The organism is Vreelandella sp. ssv (genome assembly GCF_059448525.1).
The window spans coordinates 2334345-2352719 of record NZ_CM182545.1 but is presented as its reverse complement, the minus strand read 5'-3'; the positions used below and the strand labels follow the sequence as shown (position 1 = coordinate 2352719).

Genomic DNA, 18375 nt, shown 5'->3' with positions numbered 1-18375 from the left:
TTACGCGCCGCCGTTTTTTTACAAGTAAGCTTTGCAGGTAAGCTTTCAAGTTAAGTGAGACAACCGTATGAACGTGTTTACATCCATTGGTCGCTCTGCACGCCTATGCCTTTTTGCTGCAATGGCGACGGTTGCTGTGCCTGCCAGTGCCCAGCAAGTCCCTCAGCCGGTAATTCCGCAACCGCAAACCATTATCCCATCGGCCCCACAGTTAGCGGCGAGCTCGTGGATACTCATGGATGCTAACAGTGGTCGTATACTAGCGGAGCATAATTCCGATGAGCGTCTTCCTCCGGCGAGTTTGACCAAGCTGATGACGGCCTATTTGGTTGAACGTGAACTGGATCGCGGCACTATCAAGCCGACCGATATGATTAACATTAGCGAGAATGCCTGGCGTACCGGCGGCTCGAAAATGTTTATTGAGGTGGGGAATCAGGTTTCGGTTGATGACCTACTTCACGGTATCATTATTGTGTCGGGTAACGATGCCAGTGTCGCCATGGCAGAGCATTTGGCGGGTGGCGAAGCGCCCTTTGCCGATCTGATGAATCAGCATGCCACGCGGTTGGGTATGAACAACACCAACTTCCAGAACGCTACTGGGTTGCCGGCTGAAAATCACTACTCAACGGCCCATGACTTAGCACGTTTATCACAGCACATTATTAATGATTACCCTGATCATTACGAAATCTACTCCCACCGTACGTTTTCCTATGGCGGTATTGACCAGCCCAACCGCAACCGTTTGTTGTGGCGCGACCCGTCAGTAGATGGTCTGAAAACTGGCTGGACAACAGAAGCAGGCTTCTGCTTGGTGTCATCGGCAAAGCGCGAGGATATGCGCTTGATTTCTGTTGTGATGGGTACCAACTCCGATGAGGCGCGTGCTCAGGAAACCCAGAAACTTCTCAGCTATGGTTTCCGCTTCTTTGAGACCATGAAGCTCTATGAGCGTGGTGCCGTGCTGGCAACACCGCGGGTTTGGGGTGGCGATATCAATGAATTGCGGGTGGGTGTCGATGAAGAGGTCTTTATGACCCTGCCACGCAACCGTAATGAAGAGCTGCGTGCGCGTCTCAATCTGAATCCTGACCTTCAGGCACCGATCGCGATTGGTGATAAAGTCGGTACACTTGAAGTTCATCTCGGTGATGAAGTAGTGGGTGAGCGTCGCTTAGTGGCACTGGAAAATATCGAAGAGGGCGGTCTCTTCAAGCGTCTGTTTGATCAGGTTCAGCGCTTTTTTAGTGGTCTAATCAGTAAGTTTACCGATTAATTTTTGGTTAGGCTTAAGCCGTTGATTTTGTATTCGAAATGATGGGGTTGCTATGAAAAAAAGGACTCCACAGGGGCTGCGCGATTTACGTCAACCGGCGGTTCAAGAACCGCCTAAAATCACTTTTCCCTGTGATTACTCGTTAAAAGTCGTTGGCGATGCCGCTGACGATTTTCCTGCCTCTGTGTGCCAAGTTATTGTGCGTCATGCGCCGGATTTCGACGCCACGACAATGCAGGTGGTCGACAGTCGCAATGGCCGTTACCAATCGGTTCGTGTGGTGATCAGAGCGACCGGAGAGCAGCATATTAAAGAGCTGTTCGATGATCTCAAAGCCACTGGTCGTGTGCATATGGTGGTGTGATCGTGAGCGATCCCTCGCCCATTGGGTTGTATGTTCTTGGCCGCCAAGCCTACCAGCCAGTTTGGGAGGCCATGCGTGCGCTTACCGATACGCGCGATGCTAATACCCCTGATCAGTTCTGGTTGGTTGAGCACGACCCGGTGTTTACTCAAGGGCAGGCCGGCAAACCAGAACATTTACTTCTGCCTGGCGACATTCCTGTCGTGCATACAGATAGGGGCGGGCAGGTGACCTACCATGGGCCTGGTCAGGTGGTGTTATATCCATTGTTGGATGTACGACGAGGTAAAATTGGCGTGCGTGATTTAGTCACTGCATTAGAGAATGCGGTGATTGATGTTTTAAGCAGCTATGGGGTAAGCGCTCGTGCGCGGCCCGATGCGCCAGGGGTCTATGTAATGACGGCAGCGGGTGAGGCCAAAATTGCCTCTTTAGGACTACGTATTCGGCGTGGGGCAAGCTTTCATGGCGTGGCATTAAATGTCGATGGTGACCTATCGCCTTTTTTACGGATTAACCCCTGCGGTTATGCGGGTATGCCCATGGTGAGATTGGCCGACTTTACCACACTGCCAAGCGATCATCGGGTGGGAGAGCAGTTGGCGAAAGCCTTGGCCGGGCGACTAAGCCGAGAATTGGTCAGTGTTGACAGCTCGCCGTTATAAAACTGTCTTTATAATGTGATTCAAGCCGATGAAAAAGAGCAGTTTCAAACCTGTCTCGACCATGAGCTTCAATCACGGCAAGCTGTTCTGTGGTAACGCTGAGCCTATCCTACGTTAAACGCTGGGATCAGGTTCGGGTTTGCTTCCTGTTCTTGACCCGGGACGGCAGCGGGTGACGCAAGCCCCAAATTATTTTTCTCAAAAACCCGGTCCGCGCGGTAGCTAGAACGCACCAGTGGGCCCGATGGGACTTCCATAAAGCCTTTCTCCAGGCCGATCACGCGGTAACGATCGAACTCTTCCGGCGTAACCCACCGCTCTACCGGCAGGTGATTCTTGGTTGGGCGCAAATATTGGCCAAGCGTGACGATATCGACACCGATCTCCCGAAGGTCATCAAATGTCTGCAAAATCTCTTCGTCAGTTTCACCTAATCCAAGCATTAAACTGGTTTTGGTAATGATGTCAGGGCGATAGCGTTTGGCATGAGCAAGGACATCAAGCGTTTTACGGTAGCCAGCCCGACGGTCACGTACACGGCCTGTTAACCGTTCTACGGTTTCAACGTTTTGAGCAAATACTTGCAGGCCCGAATCGACAACTCGCTCAATTGCGCTCGATTCTCCATCAAAGTCGGGCGTTAGGGCTTCTACGACTACCTCGGGCGTACGCGCTTTAATCGCTTTAATGCAGTTGGCGTAGTGGGTGGCGCCACCATCGTCGAGATCATCTCGGTCTACTGAGGTGAGTACGATGTAACGCAGTCCCATCAACTCTACCGATTTGGCGGTGTTTTCAGGCTCCTCTAAGTCGAGCCAGCCTTGAGGGTTGCCGGTATCTACCGCGCAGAATCGACACGCACGTGTACATACTGAACCCATAAGCATGATGGTCGCCGTGCCGTTGCTCCAGCACTCGCCCATATTAGGGCAATGAGATTCAGCGCAAACAGTGCTTAGTCGGTGCGTAGCGACGTTTTTCTTGACCGCCTCAAAACGCTCCCCTCCAGGAATTTGTGCTCGCAACCACTTGGGCTTGCGTTCAAGAGAAGGGGCTTCTGCCTGCGCTTTGCGCTGCTTCATGCCATCCTTGATCACCGTCATGCCATGTTCATTACGGTATTTTTCACCGCTAGACACGCGTTGCGGAGGGATATTGCTCATAGGGACAGAGCCTCACTTTTGTGCGGTAGGTCGAGTACGGTTACGGGTGTTAAACCCTTACAAGACCAGCCAATTGATACCTGATTAATCGATACTAAATGCATCCGATATTTCATCGAGCTAATAATTACTAATGTAACATATCTCGCTGTCAACAGGACACCGCAACCCCTGGGTGAAAGCATTAGCAGGCAGGAGACACCTTGGCTTGGCAGCGGACTAGATGGTGCCTGAAAGTGGCGGCGATAGCTGGATAAATGACATCTCAGTTCATCCTGAAAGCCCTTTAGTGACGTTAAGGCGTAATATTCAAAACAGGCTTCAATATTTGTGCAAAGAATGCTACCACTGAATCTTTTGTGTTGTCTAAGCAGGCTGTCATTGGTCGCATAAGGCGTAATTATTAGGGGTAAAGATCGACGCCGTGAGCGTTGTGGCCTAAACTATATTGCACTGCAGCATCATTGCTTTCGGGTCTGATGCCGAAGCATCAACCCAAAAGGAGAACCTATGAACTTTCTCGCCAATCCTTTTCTTCCTGCTACCGCTTTCACAGGCGAATGGGGGAAGAAAAAAAATGATTCTACTACTTTGCCCAGTAGCGAGGAGCTTGCATCTCTTTTTGATCCGTTTGGGTTTGGGCGTGCAGCCTTCAATTACTGGCGCGACAGTGTTGAACGCAGCGTTTTATATCTGGATGTTATGCGCGAGCGTGGCAACCAGTACCTTGAACACATGGAGCAAACCAAGCCTAGTGTGTTGGGGTTTGATACCGAAGTATTAATGGATGGTCGAACGTTGCCGCGGCCAACCAACTATGAGTTGTTGCGCGTATTACCCCATGAAGGTACGGATATTGACCCAGAAAAACGCCCTTTTGTGGTGGTAGATCCCCGGGCGGGCCATGGGCCAGGTATTGGTGGCTTTAAACCTGATAGTGAGTTGGGTGTGGCGCTTAAAGCAGGGCATCCCTGCTACTTTATCGGCTTTTTGCCATTTCCTGAGCCAGGACAAACCGTCGAGGATGTGGTCGAGTCGGAAATTGCTTTTTTGCGCCATGTGATTGAACTGCATCCTGATACAACCGAAAAGCCCATGGTGGTTGGCAATTGTCAGGCAGGCTGGCAGCTCATGATGGCAGCAGCCTTGGAGCCTGATGTATTTGGTCCTATCTTGATTGCTGGTGCGCCTCTCTCTTATTGGGCGGGCGAGCATGGCAAAGCGCCTATGCGCTATACCGGTGGTATGACGGGAGGAAGTTGGGTTACTGCGCTCGCCAGCGACATGGGTAATGGGCTCTTTGATGGCGCATTACTGGTGCAGAACTTTGAGCGTCTCAATCCAGCCAATACCTACTGGAAAAAGCAGTACCACCTTTATGACAATATCGACACGGAAGCGGGCCGCTACCTTGAATTCGAACGCTGGTGGGGTGGCCACGTCGTATTAGGTGGTGAAGAGATTCAATATATCGTCGACAACCTGTTCATTGGTAATCGACTCTCTACCGCGCAACTGGTGACTAGTGATGGTCGCCGTATCGATCTGCGCAATGTACGTTCGCCCGTCGTGGTCTTTTGTTCACGAGGGGACGATATCACTCCGCCTCCTCAGGCGCTGGGCTGGATTCGTGATTTATACGAAGATGTAGACGACATCATCGCTCATGAACAGACCATCGTATATTGTCAGCACGATACTACCGGGCACCTGGGTATTTTTGTATCTGGTAGCGTATCGCGTAAAGAGCATACCGAGTTCACGGCGAACATGGATTACATCGATGTGTTACCGCCAGGGTTATATGAAACCACGGTAACACCAGCAGAAGAGGGTGAAGACGCTGAGTTATTCGAGCGTGATTACTTACTTGAGTTCATGCCTCGTGACTTTGAAGAGCTAGATCAAGCTGTAAAGCACAAACCTGAGGATGACCGTCGCTTTGCAACGGTGGCTCGTATCTCGGAAATTAACCTGGGTATGTATCGGCTCTTTATACAACCCTGGCTAAAAGCCATCATGACACCCGAGGCGGCGCGCTTGATTCGCCGTATGCAACCTATTCGGTTGGGTTATAAGCTACTGTCTGACCGCAATCCGTTGTCGGTACCATTACCGGTCTTGGCAGATGCGGTACGCAAAAATCGTCATCCAGTATCCCAGGACAATCTGTTTAAAGCGTTTGAGACCATGGGCTCTGATCAACTGGTTGCTAGCCTGAATGCGATGCGTGATCTGCGCGACAGCAGTACCGAAAAAATGTTTATGGAAATCTACGGTCAGCCGCTTTTGCAGGCCGCCGTTGGTCTCTATGGTGATGCCCATGTGCACCGCCGCCGCCCAGGCGCTGAGCCCGAGCATCGCCGCTTTCTCCAGGAGCGCCAGGAAGCGTTGCGCGAGAAAATTGCCCACGGTGGTGCCCATGAAGCGGTTATGCGTTCGCTTATCTATGTGGTGGGCGGTGCGCCAGCCACGGACGAACGTAACTTCAAGCGTCTTCGCGCTTCTCGGTCAGAGCTTGAGCCAGGCATCAAACTGAGTGAATTTAAACGCTTAGTCCGCGAGCAGTTCTTTATTTTGAAGCTAGACCGCGACCAGGCTTTGAGCTCGCTGCCTGATTTGCTCGCAGGCCAAAGCAACGATGAAATCGATGGCTGTATCAGCCACCTTGAACATGTGTTTTCCGCCAGTGGCGAGCTGACAGAACATGCGGCCGAGCGCTTTGATCAAATTAAAGCCCTGTTTGATCTAGCGCGGCCCAGTGCAAAGGCGGCGCCCGCTAAACCAAAAACGCCGTCAAAGCAGAAAGCCATCGCCAAGCCAAAAGCCAACGCGAACTCAAAGCCAACTAAGGCGAAAGCGATAACACCAGCCACGCCAACTGCCGGTAAGGCTGACACCGCTGCCAAGCCGAAAGTCGCCAGTGAAAAATCGACCAGTGAATCAGCAGCGACATCTGCAAAGCCATCAGATGCGAAAGCTAGGAATGTTAAGCCCACGCCGCAGTCCGCTAATTCTGAGACAGCTAAGCCTGAATTAGCTCATTCGACAGAAGCTAAGCCAGAAGCAGCGAAACCAGAAGTGGCTAAGTCAGAGAAAGCGAAGCCAGATGCACCGGCCAAGTCAACTCAAGAAACTATGCAACAGGGGGCTACTAAAACAGACACAGCGAAACCCGAACTGGATAAGCCCAAAGCAGCACCGCTGGCGTCAGTTAAGCCCGCAGCGATGAAAGAGGAAAAACCAGCTAAACCCTCTGCAACTGCTGAAGAAAGCACCAAGCCAACGACGCAACCTGATAGCACTAACGGGGGTGGTAAGCCACCCGGTAAGCGCTAAAACAGCACGTTAGCTCAAAGCGCCCCCGCCTATTTGGTGGGGGCGCTTTGTTTGTCTCAATACTTTTTGGGTTGCCGTAATGCCAGTGGCAGTCTAGTGTCTAGCTACTATTTATCTGAAACATAACCTTGGTTGCCTGAAATCTACGGATTCTCTCTACGACTTGGTTGCTACTGGCGCTTAGCCCAGGGCTGGGGTAGGGTAGGCGCATTTTTTCATCCGTATCTTTTTTAACGGGCGGTTTCATCCCGGCGATACGGCACCGAATTCAGGGCACGTGGTAGACAGCCCGTGCATTAGGAAAGTGGAGCACTATGGGCAAGTCACTGGTCATCGTCGAGTCGCCAGCTAAAGCGAAGACGATTAACAAGTATCTCGGCAACGATTTCATCGTGAAGTCGAGCGTGGGTCATATTCGTGACCTACCGACCAGCGGCTCAGGTAAGGCAGCCTCCGATCCTAAGGAGCGCGCGCGCCAAGCCGCAGCGACACGCAAGATGTCGGCGGAAGAGAAAGCAGAGTATAAAAAACGCAAAAGCCAAGATCAGTTAATTCGGCGGATGGGGATTGACCCGAACAACGGCTGGGAAGCACGCTACGAGGTGCTGCCCGGAAAAGAGAAAGTCGTTGCCGAGCTACAAAAGCTGGCTGAGAAAGCCGACGCTGTCTACCTCGCAACGGATTTGGATCGCGAAGGGGAAGCCATTGCCTGGCACCTGCGCGAGACCATCGGTGGTGACGACAGCCGCTATAAGCGTGTGGTGTTTAACGAAATCACCAAAAACGCTATTCAGGATGCCTTCAAAGCGCCCGGGGCGCTTAATATACCGCGGGTTGAAGCGCAGCAAGCAAGGCGTTTCCTGGACCGTGTCGTGGGCTTTATGCTTTCACCGCTGCTGTGGGCAAAAGTAGCGCGTGGCCTTTCGGCTGGTCGTGTACAGTCCGTCGCCGTTCGCTTGATAGTGGAGCGCGAGCGTGAAATCCGTGCCTTTATTCCAGAAGAGTTTTGGGATGTGCATGCCGATTTGGCCTCACCCGAAGGCGAGCTGGTGCGCTTTGCGCTGGTGCGTCAAGATGGCAAGGCCTTCCGGCCCACGTCAGAAAAAGACACCCTGGCGCGTATTGAGCAGCTTAGAAAAGCCAAGCTGGCGATTACTTCTCGTGAGGATAAGCCCACCAGTTCCAAACCTACAGCGCCCTTCATTACTTCGACGCTTCAGCAGGCGGCTAGTGGCCGGTTAGGTTTTTCTGTCAAGAAAACTATGACCATGGCCCAGCGCCTTTATGAAGCGGGCTACATCACCTATATGCGTACCGACTCCACCAATCTTTCAAAAGATGCCGTGGAAAGCGTTCGCAGTTATATCGGTGAAGAGTTTGGCGAGCGCTACCTTCCTGAAGCGCCTAATCGCTATAGCAGCAAAGAGAGCGCCCAAGAGGCCCACGAAGCGATTCGCCCCTCCAGTGTGGAACGTCAAGCATCCGACCTGGCTGGCATGGAGCGGGACGCAGAACGCCTTTACGAGCTTATCTGGCGCCAGTTTGTGGCCTGCCAAATGACCCCCGCTGAGTATCTGTCGAGCACGCTTAGCGTCGAGGTTGATGGGTATGAGCTGCGCGCTAAAGGGCGCGTGCTTAAATTTGATGGTTACACCCGGGTGATGAAGCCCAGTGGCAAAAATGAAGATCAAAGCTTGCCTGATTTGCCCAAAGGCACCTCCATGGCACTGGAAGCGCTTGATCCTCAGCAGCACTTTACCAAGCCAGCGCCACGTTACACTGAGGCAAGCTTGGTGAAAGAGCTGGAGAAGCAGGGAATTGGTCGTCCCTCTACCTATGCTTCTATCATTTCCACTATCCAAGATCGTGGCTATGTGAAACTGGAAAATCGCCGCTTCTATGCCGAAAAATTAGGCGATATCGTTACGGAACGGCTGAAAGAGTCCTTCCCCGATCTGATGGACTTCTCGTTCACCGCTCGCATGGAAGATAGTCTCGATGAAGTTGCCGAAGGCGAGCGTAACTGGCAGGCCTTGCTAGATGACTTCTACGGCGAGTTTCGTGAAGAATTGGCCAAGGCCGAAAGCGAAGATGGTATGCGGCCTAATCAGCCGGTATCGACAGATATCGACTGCCCAAGCTGTGGCCGTCATATGCAGATTCGTACTGCATCCACGGGGGTTTTCCTGGGCTGTAGTGGCTATAACCTGCCGCCAAAAGAGCGCTGTAAAACCACGATCGATTTGATTCCAGGCGAAGAAGCCGTTGCTGAAGATGCGGGCGAAGAGGCCGAAACCAACGCTCTGCGTGCCAAGCATCGCTGCACAAAGTGTGGCACGGCGATGGACAACTACCTCATCGACGAAACGCGTAAGCTGCATATTTGTGGCAACAGCCCTGATTGTGACGGCTACGAAGTTGAAAGCGGCAAATTCAAGATCAAAGGCTACGATGGCCCTGTCATTGAATGTGACAAGTGTGGCTCTGAGATGCAGTTGAAATCAGGTCGCTTCGGCAAGTATTTTGGCTGTACCAATAGCGAGTGTAAAAATACCCGAAAGCTATTGAAGAGCGGCGACGTGGCGCCGCCGAAAATGGATCCGATCCCAATGCCGGAACTGGCTTGTCAAAAGGTGGATGACCATTATGTGCTTCGCGATGGCGCGAGCGGGCTGTTTTTAGCCGCTAGCAAATTCCCCAAAAACCGTGAGACGCGGCCGCCGCTGGTGAAAGAGCTGAAAGCCCATGCCGAAGAGCTTCCCGAGAAGTATCACTTTATTCTCAAAGCGCCCAGTGAAGATCCGGACGGTCGCCCCGCTCAAATTCGCTATTCGCGGAAGACGAAAGAGCAGTACGTCATGACTGACGAAGAGGGTAAAGCGACTGGCTGGAAAGCCATGTTTGATGCCGGTAAATGGCACGTGGAGGACAAGCGTAAGTGAAAGCCCGGTCACGAACTAATCAGTTGCTTTACCAAGCAGAGCTGCTGACCACCTTGCCTGCGGGGGATGATGAACATGCCTCCGCAAGGCGGATGGCGTTGGAGGAGAGCGCTTTGGCGCTCTTTGAGTTGGCTTTAGAGTCGCTTTTACGTGAAGTTACCGAACATGCCCGTTTGTCAGAGCACCGCTGGAGCGTATTGTTATCCCACGAAGGTCCGGCTTTGGCAGAATTGCAGCGTCTTCGCGACTTAAAGGCTCAGCCAGAAAGTTGGCTAAATTGGCTGGCATTTCAGCTTGAGTGCCTGCATAGCGATGAAGGTGCGGCGCGTCGCACTGCACACAATCCCGCTATGATTGCGATCGGCAATCAAGCCGATTTACGTCAGCAGTTGCTAGACAATCTACAGTCTGCGAAGCGTGAAATTAGTGCTTTACGTGAAACCAGCCGCGAGTGGTAGCTCGGCTATTCACTAGGTTTGCAAGCAACCCGTTTTTATAAACGCGCATAAATAAGGGCGTTTTTGCACAACAGGGGTATCACCAGTATTAAGTATATGACGAAATTACTAACGGCGGATGCGGGAATAAGGTATAACAGCCACCATATGCGTCTAGTCGGTCAACCACAGGCTAATTTGTTTCGAGAGCTGCCATGTTTTTAGTTAATCGCCGTCGATTTCTAGCTCTGGTTCTGAGCTTGCCAGCGGTGGCCAGTGCTGCCGTCACAGGGTCAAGTCAGGCTGCTCCCTCTGACCTTATTGAGACAATGCTGACGCGTGCCCATTTGCCGCGCCATACTAACGAGGTATGGGTGCTGATTGAGGATCAAGAGGCGACGCTCAGCGTATTCCGGGGCAATGCGCTGTTAGAACGCTTTTCACCTATTTCATTAGGGCGCGCAGGCGCTAAAACTCAGCGTGTTCGTGGTGATAACGTAACGCCAATGGGCGAATTTCGTATTAACCGTTTTAATTACGAAAGCCAGTGGCGTACGTTCATGGGAATTGATTTCCCAACGCCTGCCCATGCTCGCATGGCGTTGGAAAGAGGGATTTATTCCCAAACTGATTATGAGGATTACTTCGATTTCTACCGACGTAACGGTCATCCGCCACAAAATACAGTCTTAGGTGGTGCGATTGGGATTCATGGGTTAGGTAGCGCAGACCCTAATATTCATGGTCGCTATCATTGGACCCAAGGGTGTATTGCCGTTACCAACGAGCAAATTGATCGCCTGGAAGAGCTAGTGGGTGTTGGCACCCGTGTAGTGATCCGTTAAGCTATTGCCGTTGAAGGAAGTTCGAGGTTTTTAAAAAGTGGCTATAGACAACCGCTGTAGTCTATTATAAAACAGCGTTTGACTTGCGTGCTTCGCAGCACAAGTCATTGTAAAGAACCTGCACCGCAGGTAGACAAATTTAAGCTAAGCACAGCAGTAAAGTGCGTAGACTTACTTTTGTCATACCCTTAATGTAGTACCCAAGGACGACTCAAGGAGAACACTATGACTCTGAAAACTACTCTGAAGATGACTGCTGCTGCCGCTTCTCTGGCAATTCTTGCAGGTTGTGCTTCTACCAGCGCTCTGGAAGAAGTTCGCATGACTGCAGAATCTGCACAAGCTGACGCTGCAGAAGCACGCAGCATGGCTTCACAAGCTATGAACACTGCAAACCAAGCCCAGCGCGATGCGCAGGCTGCTCTGCAGATGTCTGAGCAGAACCGTGAAGAAATGAACCGTATGTTCCAGCGTTCCATGCAGAAGTAATTCTGCTTGGGCTGTTGAGGGAGTCAACAGACTCTCTCAATAGTTGTTGGATGAAAGATGTAGTTAGTTGTACGTAGTAAGTGAATACGTTAGGCAAGCGGTTCTTGTCACTAGCTACGCAAAAAACCCCGCCTCGGCGGGGTTTTTTGTTAGTGCATTTTACTTATGCATCTTCTTTAGGTGTTGTTGATGCGCTCACCTCAACCTCGTTAATCAACTCAACAGGCTCGGGTTCTAGTACCGGTGCCTGAGGCCCGTAGAGCGCAATGAATTGACCGTCTGGCGCTTCAACGGCGCGTTCTATTTGCTCTGGGTCGATTTCGATATTGTTTTCCGTTAGTTCGGTGACTCGCTCAAGTGCGTTTAGCAGCGGCTCAAAGTCGCCTACATTCTCTTCCAGCTGCGGGAAAGACTGCACAAACAGCGTGCCATCCGCGCCCCAGCCTGCTTTAAACGGAGCGTCCATCAAATTGACCTGGGTCCCGCTAGGTAAGCGCTCGTAGAGCGATTCGATGTCTTCTGGGTACATACGAATACAGCCGCGGCTGACGCGCATACCGACGCCATCAGGGCGGTTGGTGCCGTGAATCAGATAGCTTGGCATCGCGAGTAGAATCGCGTGCTCACCAAGGGGATTATTAGGACCTGCTGGAACGATGGACGGTGCAGGTTCTCCGCGTTCAGCGGCTTCTCGACGCATGGACGATGGCGGTGCCCAGGCAGGGTCTTTAACTTTTACGGTGGTGCGTGTGATGCCCACAGGTGTCGCGAACTCCTCACGCCCTACGCTGACCGGGTAGGTTTCGACAATGCCGGGCTTATCGGCGGGGTAGTAGTAAAGACGCAGCTCAGAAAGATTCACCACAACGCCCTCACGTGGGGCTGGCGGTAAGATGTACTGAGCAGGGATCACTACTTCTGTACCTGCGCCAGGCACCCATAGGCTGACATCGGGATTGGCCATACGGATTTCTTCATAGCCAATGTTATGGCGCCGGGCGATATCGATCAGTGTTTGCTTGGGATCTTCAACCACTACCGTGTAGCGCTCGCCAATTACATCACCGCTTTCTGGTAGGCGGAAGTGACCACGTGGCAGCTCATCTTGATCAGCAACCTGAACGGCGCTATCAACGGCGTCGATGCTGACTTCCTGAGCTTGTTCCTGGGCCTGCTCTAGAGCCTGTTCTTGAGTCTGGCTGTCGGCCTGTTCGGCAGCCGGTTGCGCAAAAGCGGGGCTTGCCAAGCTCGCGGCTAATAGTACGGCCAAGCTAGTCGGGCCCCAGAGGGTAAAGCTGTCGCGAATGTTCATGATCGTTCCTAATGTGTTAATTCACTGCTGTTGCGCGTTGTTGGGCCACTATTGTTGACCAACGATTGCCGGTCAACTATGGCATGGCTATTGGCAAGTTTGCCCCAAGCTTCACGCCGCCGCTACTTTTTGATTAAGCATGCTGAGTAGGTTTTCGAGTTGCTGGAAGCGTTTATCGGCACTTTCCATAGGTAATTCAAATCTTAAGGTGTCAGAGCCGTCCAAACGGTAGTGCTTTGGAGAGGTCTGGATAAGTGTCACCAGGGTCAAAGGATCTACTTGAGTCGAGCCATCAAACAGTACACGCCCACGACTCTCGCCTGCTTCGATCTTGCTGATGCCCAGCTGCTCTGCGCGATGGCGGAGCTTTGTTTGGCGAATCAGATTTTTTAACTGCGCAGGCAGAAGGCCGAAACGGTCGATCAGCTCAACCTGTAGCTCTCTGAGTTCGCCATCGCTCTGAGTATTGGCAATCCGTTTATACATCACTAGCCGTTGCTGTACATCGTGAATGTAATCGTTTGGAATCAACGCGGGTAGATTGAGGCTAATTTCCACTCCTGTATTGAAGGGCGCATCAATATTGGGTGTTTTGCCCGAACGAATGGCCTTCACCGCACGATCTAGCATCTCCATATAGAGTGTATAGCCGATAGTTTCCATCTGGCCGCTCTGTTCATCACCGAGTAGTTCGCCTGCACCGCGAATTTCCATGTCGTGACTGGCCAGGGTGAAGCCAGCGCCTAAATCATCAGAAGCGCTAATGGCCTCTAGGCGCTTGATGGCATCTCGGGTCATCGATTTGGGCGGTGGTGTTAACAGATAGGCATACGCCTGATGGTGGCTACGGCCAACCCGGCCCCGCAGCTGGTGAAGCTGGGCCAAGCCAAACTTGTCAGCGCGTTCGATAATGATGGTGTTAGCGCTAGGCACATCAATACCAGTTTCGATAATGGTCGAGCACACCAGCACGTTAAAGCGGCGGTGGTAGAAGTCCGACATGATGCGTTCGAGGCTGCGCTCAGGCAGTTGGCCATGGGCAACGGCCACGCGCGCTTCAGGAATCAGCTCACGGATTTTTTCGGCACTGTTCTCAATGGTTTTGACTTCGTTGTGTAGCACATAGACCTGACCGCCGCGCAGTATCTCACGGAGCAGAGCTTCTTTAATAATACTGGCATCGTGCTGTTGAACGAAGGTTTTAACCGATAGGCGACGGGCGGGCGGGGTGGCGATAATCGACAAATCGCGAATGCCGCTCATCGCCATGTTCAGCGTACGCGGAATAGGTGTCGCGGTTAGTGTCAAAATATCGACTTCTGCGCGCAGCGTTTTGAGCTTCTCTTTCTGTGCTACCCCAAAGCGGTGCTCTTCATCGATGATGAGGAGTCCCATTTTGGGAAGCTCAACGCTTTTAGAGAGCAGTTTATGGGTGCCGATCACGATATCCGTTTGCCCGCTTTTAATACTCTCTAGGGTTTGGGTAACCTCTTTGCCGCTGGTGAAGCGAGATATCAAACCAATATTAACGGCGGTATCGGCAAAGCGGTCACGGAAATTTTCGAAGTGCTGGCGCGCCAGCAGTGTAGTAGGCACGAGAACCACTACCTGGCGACCTGACTGCACGGCGATAAACGCCGCACGCATTGCCACTTCGGTTTTACCAAAACCTACATCACCGCATACCACGCGATCCATGGGCTGCGGCGACGTCATGTCGCTGATCACTGCTTCAATGGCCGCATGCTGGTCAGGAGTCTCCTCAAACGGGAAGTTACTCGCAAAGCGAACATACTCATCGCCTGGTGCTTCGTAGACCACGCCCTGTTGAGCTTCCCTGCGCGCGTAAACATCCAAAAGTTCGGCGGCCGTGTCGCGAATCTTCTCGGCGGCTTTGCGGCGAGCTTTTTCCCACTGATCGGAACCCAGCTTATGCAGTGGCGCCAGTTCGTCACCGGCTCCGCTGTAGCGGGAGATCATGTGTAGGCTGTCGACAGGTACGTAAAGTTTGGCGCCATCGGCGTAGGAGAGCGCTAAAAACTCGTTTGCCTGACCACCGGCCTCTAACGTTTCCAGGCCTAGATAGCGACCAACGCCATGCGCCTGGTGAACCACCGGCGCGCCTTCGCGCAGTTCTGACAGGTGACGTACCGCTAGCTCGTTATCATCGGTGGCTTTTTCGCGCCGACGGCTCTGACGTACCACATCGCCAAACAGCTCTGTCTCGCTGATCACCGCAACGCTAAGAGTGTTCAGCCATAGCCCGCTGTCCACCAAGCCTTCGGTAATGGCATAGGTGTGATCGCTGGCGAGAAAATCATGAAAGCTGTCGGTATGCGAGAGCGAGAGCTTAAGTGGCGCCAATATCTCTTCCAGCGCTTCGCGGCGGCCCCTTGATTCGGCGACAAACAGCACTCGGGTGTCGGCATGAGACTTCAAAAATGCAGTCAGTTCGCCAAGCGGCTGCTTAGCGCGGGCATTGATAGAGAGTGTAGGCAGCGGTGCCGCTTCAGGCAGGTGGGCATGGCGCTGCTCGCTATCCTCAGTCAGCTCTATACGCGGACGAGCCTTTATAGCCGAAAAAACATCACTGACCGGGAAAAACGCCCGGTGCGGAGGCAGCAATGGGCGGGTCGGGTCGACGCCCAGGTTAACGTAGCGGGCGTCGATGGATTGCCAATGCTGCTCGGCGGCATCAAAAACCCCTGGCAGGAGTGCTACCCGGGTATCGTCGGTTAGGTGCTCAAACAGCGAGGCAGTCTGCTCGAAAAACAGCGGGAGATAGTGCTCAAGGCCCGGTGAGGGAATGCCCTTTAATGCATCGTTATAAAGGGGGCACTGGCGCGGATCGACATCAAAGAGGGTTTCAAACTGCTCACGAAAGCAGGCGATGGCGCTGCGGCTCAGCGAGTATTCGTGGGCGGGCAGTAACTCCAGCGTCTCAAGTTTATCGGTTGAGCGCTGGCTGCCGGGATCGAAGTGACGCAGTGTATCGATTTCATCGTCAAACAGGTCGATGCGGATTGGCTCGTCCATGCCCATCGCAAATAGGTCAATCAACGCCCCGCGCATGGCGTATTCGCCAGGTTCATATACTGTTTCCACAGCGCGATAACCGGCCCGCGAAAGTGATTCCCGGAACGCTTCGCGATTTAATCGCTCGCCGGTTTTGAGCGTCATTACCCGCCCGGCAATATACTCCACCGGCGGTAAACGTTGCATCAGCGTATTGATCGGCACCAATACAATACCGCGCACGCCATCTTGAAGCTGGCGCAGGGTGCGCAGTCTCGCAGAGACAATGTCTTGATGGGGCGAAAAGCTATCGTAGGGCAGCGTTTCCCAGTCGGGGAAAGGCAGTACCGGAACATCGCTATAAAAGTAGAGGTCTTGCTCCAGGCGCTGTGCACTGGCCGTATTGGGGGTGATCACCAATAGCGGGGCGTGCTTGGCCACGCGCGAAATAGCCAGAGCAGTCGCGCTGCCCGGTGGCGATGACCAGTAGAGAGTATCGCGAGTCCCTTGGGGCTGGGGTGGTTCGAGCAGTGAGAAAGTCGGCATAAGCAAGATATCGTTTTGCGCTGAAACGGAAAACAGATCATACACGATCACCCGTTTCAGTTAGAGTGCCGCGGCTTTAGGTAGCGGGTTAATCTGTCTAAAAGGCGTTTTGTAGTGAGATTGGCATTTCTGTAATACCCCTACATGTTGTGCGACTATCCTTTCATTGCGATGACTGCGCTCGCCCCGGATAATGTGTCACAAATATTGTCCATTACCTGATGAGGCCGCACGTGAGTCAGCAAGCGCTCGAAAACGTTTTTCAAGAATGGCAAGGCAACGAAGCCTTGGCGGAGCAGATGATCCCATTGGTAGGGCAGCTCTATCGTCAGAATAATGTCGTTGCCACCATGTTCGGACGTTCGCTTATTAAACGGTCGGTCATTCGTATTCTTAAAGACCACCGTTTCGTGCGGAAAATAGAGGGTACTGAGCTCTCCGTCGAAGATACCTACCCCATCGTGAAAGCGATGGTCGAGTTAAATCTCGGTCCTGCGCATGTCGATGTGGGCAAATTAGGGGTGATGTTCAAGCGCCAAGGCGGCGGAGATGTAGAGGCCTTTCTGCGCAAAGAGCTACATGAAATTATTGATGGCTATCAGCCTGGCGCCAGCACCGGCGAGCCACAGGATGTTGTGCTTTATGGTTTCGGGCGTATCGGCCGTTTGCTGGCACGAGTGATGGTGGAGAAAGCCGGTGGCGGTAATTTGCTGCGGTTGCGCGCTATCGTGGTTCGCGGGCGTGGCGATGTGGCTAAAGATCTTGAAAAGCGCGCCAGTCTGCTGCGTCGTGATTCCGTGCACGGCCCCTTCGATGGCACCATCATGGTCGATGCTGAGGCGCGCACGCTTACCGTGAATGGCAATGTTATTCAGGTTATTTATGCCGATTCACCGAGTGAGATCGACTACACCGCCTACGACATTAATAACGCCGTTATCGTTGATAATACCGGTATTTGGCGTGATGAAGAGGGCCTGGGTCAGCACTTGAAGTGTAAGGGGGCTGCCAAAGCGCTGCTAACGGCGCCGGGTAAAGGTGACATCAAAAATATCGTTTACGGCATTAATCACGAATCTATCGGCGATAACGACCTTATCGTTTCTGCTGCATCGTGTACTACCAACGCTATCGTGCCGGTATTGAAGGTGCTAAACGATCAGTATGGCGTGGTAAATGGTCACGTAGAGACCGTGCATGCATACACCAACGACCAGAATTTGATCGATAACTATCACAAAGGTGATCGTCGCGGCCGTAGTGCGGCGTTGAACATGGTATTAACCGAAACAGGTGCGGCTAAAGCTGTTTCAAAAGCGTTGCCTGAGCTTGAAGGTAAGCTGACTGGCAACGCCATTCGCGTACCGATCCCCAACGTTTCCATGGCCATTCTTAATCTGACCCTGGATAAAACGACGGACGCTGTTGCGCTAAATGATTATTTGCGTCGTATGTCGATTGAGTCTGGCTACCAGAAGCAGATCGACTTTGTTGATTCAGCTGAAGTGGTGTCATCTGACTTCGTAGGCAATCGCCATGCGGGTATTGTCGATGCTAAAGCCACTATTGCTAATGGTCATCATGCGGTTATCTATGTGTGGTATGACAATGAATTTGGCTATAGCTGCCAAGTCGTGCGTATTTTGCAGCAAATGTCTAATGTTCGTTTTTTGAAACTGCCACGCTAGAATATCGCTGGAGCAGCCTCACTGCAGGGCTCCCAGCTTTAATGTTGATGCAACGCCACCTTCGGGTGGCGTTTTTTTTTGCCTTGAGGGTGCCTTTTGCCAATGTATATAGCACTTTTGGCGATCATCAGGGATGTGGTCATTGGACGCGCTTATCTTTATAATAAGATGGATTTTTCGGGGTGGTTCAAGTGCTGCTTGGGCCGGACTGGTAACAATCTGAGCAGAAAACAACAATTCGCTGAGCAGAAAATAAGCATTCGAACCCCATACCTTCGTATATCCGAT

12 protein-coding genes are annotated in these 18375 nt (G+C 52.4%); 9 read left to right on the top strand and 3 right to left on the bottom strand.

Going from position 1 to position 18375, the window contains the following annotated elements; all coding sequences use genetic code 11:
* Window positions 1-67 precede the first annotated feature (67 nt).
* From AC5TBW_RS10795 to lipB, 3 genes are read left to right on the top strand one after another with little or no spacing between them, the layout of a single operon-like run.
* On the top strand, window positions 68-1282 hold the full coding sequence (locus AC5TBW_RS10795; protein WP_495508578.1) for a D-alanyl-D-alanine carboxypeptidase family protein: 1215 nt from the start codon (window positions 68-70) through the stop codon (window positions 1280-1282).
* Window positions 1283-1334: 52 nt separating this feature from the next.
* Window positions 1335-1646: an HP0495 family protein gene (locus AC5TBW_RS10790; protein ID WP_495508577.1), complete on the top strand. Its 312-nt coding sequence runs from the start codon at window positions 1335-1337 to the stop codon at window positions 1644-1646.
* 2 nt (window positions 1647-1648) lie between these two features.
* On the top strand, window positions 1649-2311 hold the full coding sequence (gene lipB, locus AC5TBW_RS10785) for a lipoyl(octanoyl) transferase LipB (protein ID WP_495508576.1): 663 nt from the start codon (window positions 1649-1651) through the stop codon (window positions 2309-2311).
* 104 nt (window positions 2312-2415) lie between these two features.
* Here lipB and lipA read toward each other — a convergent pair whose 3' ends face one another.
* Complete coding sequence (gene lipA, locus AC5TBW_RS10780) at window positions 2416-3474, bottom strand: lipoyl synthase (protein WP_495508575.1); 1059 nt, start codon at window positions 3472-3474, stop codon at window positions 2416-2418.
* A gap of 510 nt (window positions 3475-3984) precedes the next feature.
* On the opposite strand from lipA, the gene AC5TBW_RS10775 reads away from it, so the two are divergent.
* The 5 genes from AC5TBW_RS10775 to AC5TBW_RS10755 all read left to right on the top strand — a co-directional run bounded on the left by AC5TBW_RS10775 (window position 3985) and on the right by AC5TBW_RS10755 (window position 11526).
* Window positions 3985-6813 carry a DUF3141 domain-containing protein gene (locus AC5TBW_RS10775; protein WP_495508574.1) on the top strand — a complete coding sequence of 943 codons (2829 nt, stop codon included), beginning with the start codon at window positions 3985-3987 and terminating at the stop codon, window positions 6811-6813.
* Window positions 6814-7127: 314 nt separating this feature from the next.
* Complete coding sequence (gene topA / locus AC5TBW_RS10770; RefSeq protein ID WP_495508573.1) at window positions 7128-9755, top strand: type I DNA topoisomerase; 2628 nt, start codon at window positions 7128-7130, stop codon at window positions 9753-9755.
* Window positions 9752-10213 carry a DUF6586 family protein gene (locus tag AC5TBW_RS10765; RefSeq protein ID WP_495508572.1) on the top strand — a complete coding sequence of 154 codons (462 nt, stop codon included), beginning with the start codon at window positions 9752-9754 and terminating at the stop codon, window positions 10211-10213. The genes topA and AC5TBW_RS10765 overlap by 4 nt, the downstream gene beginning before the upstream one ends.
* A gap of 194 nt (window positions 10214-10407) precedes the next feature.
* On the top strand, window positions 10408-11037 hold the full coding sequence (locus tag AC5TBW_RS10760) for a L,D-transpeptidase family protein (RefSeq protein WP_495508571.1): 630 nt from the start codon (window positions 10408-10410) through the stop codon (window positions 11035-11037).
* Between the two features lie 225 nt (window positions 11038-11262).
* Window positions 11263-11526 (top strand): Lpp/OprI family alanine-zipper lipoprotein, encoded by a 264-nt coding sequence (locus tag AC5TBW_RS10755; protein ID WP_022523170.1) that lies wholly within the window; start codon window positions 11263-11265, stop codon window positions 11524-11526.
* A gap of 163 nt (window positions 11527-11689) precedes the next feature.
* On the opposite strand, the gene AC5TBW_RS10750 is transcribed toward AC5TBW_RS10755, so the two are convergent.
* Both AC5TBW_RS10750 and mfd read right to left on the bottom strand, forming a co-directional pair.
* Entirely contained in the window at window positions 11690-12838 is a 1149-nt protein-coding gene (locus tag AC5TBW_RS10750) for a L,D-transpeptidase family protein (RefSeq protein WP_495508570.1), read from the bottom strand.
* Between the two features lie 111 nt (window positions 12839-12949).
* Entirely contained in the window at window positions 12950-16399 is a 3450-nt protein-coding gene (gene mfd, locus AC5TBW_RS10745; protein ID WP_495508569.1) for a transcription-repair coupling factor, read from the bottom strand.
* A 233-nt stretch (window positions 16400-16632) separates the two neighbouring features.
* On the opposite strand from mfd, the gene AC5TBW_RS10740 reads away from it, so the two are divergent.
* Window positions 16633-18087, top strand: coding sequence for a glyceraldehyde-3-phosphate dehydrogenase (locus AC5TBW_RS10740; RefSeq protein WP_495508568.1), 1455 nt, complete (start codon window positions 16633-16635; stop codon window positions 18085-18087).
* Window positions 18088-18375: the final 288 nt, after the last annotated feature.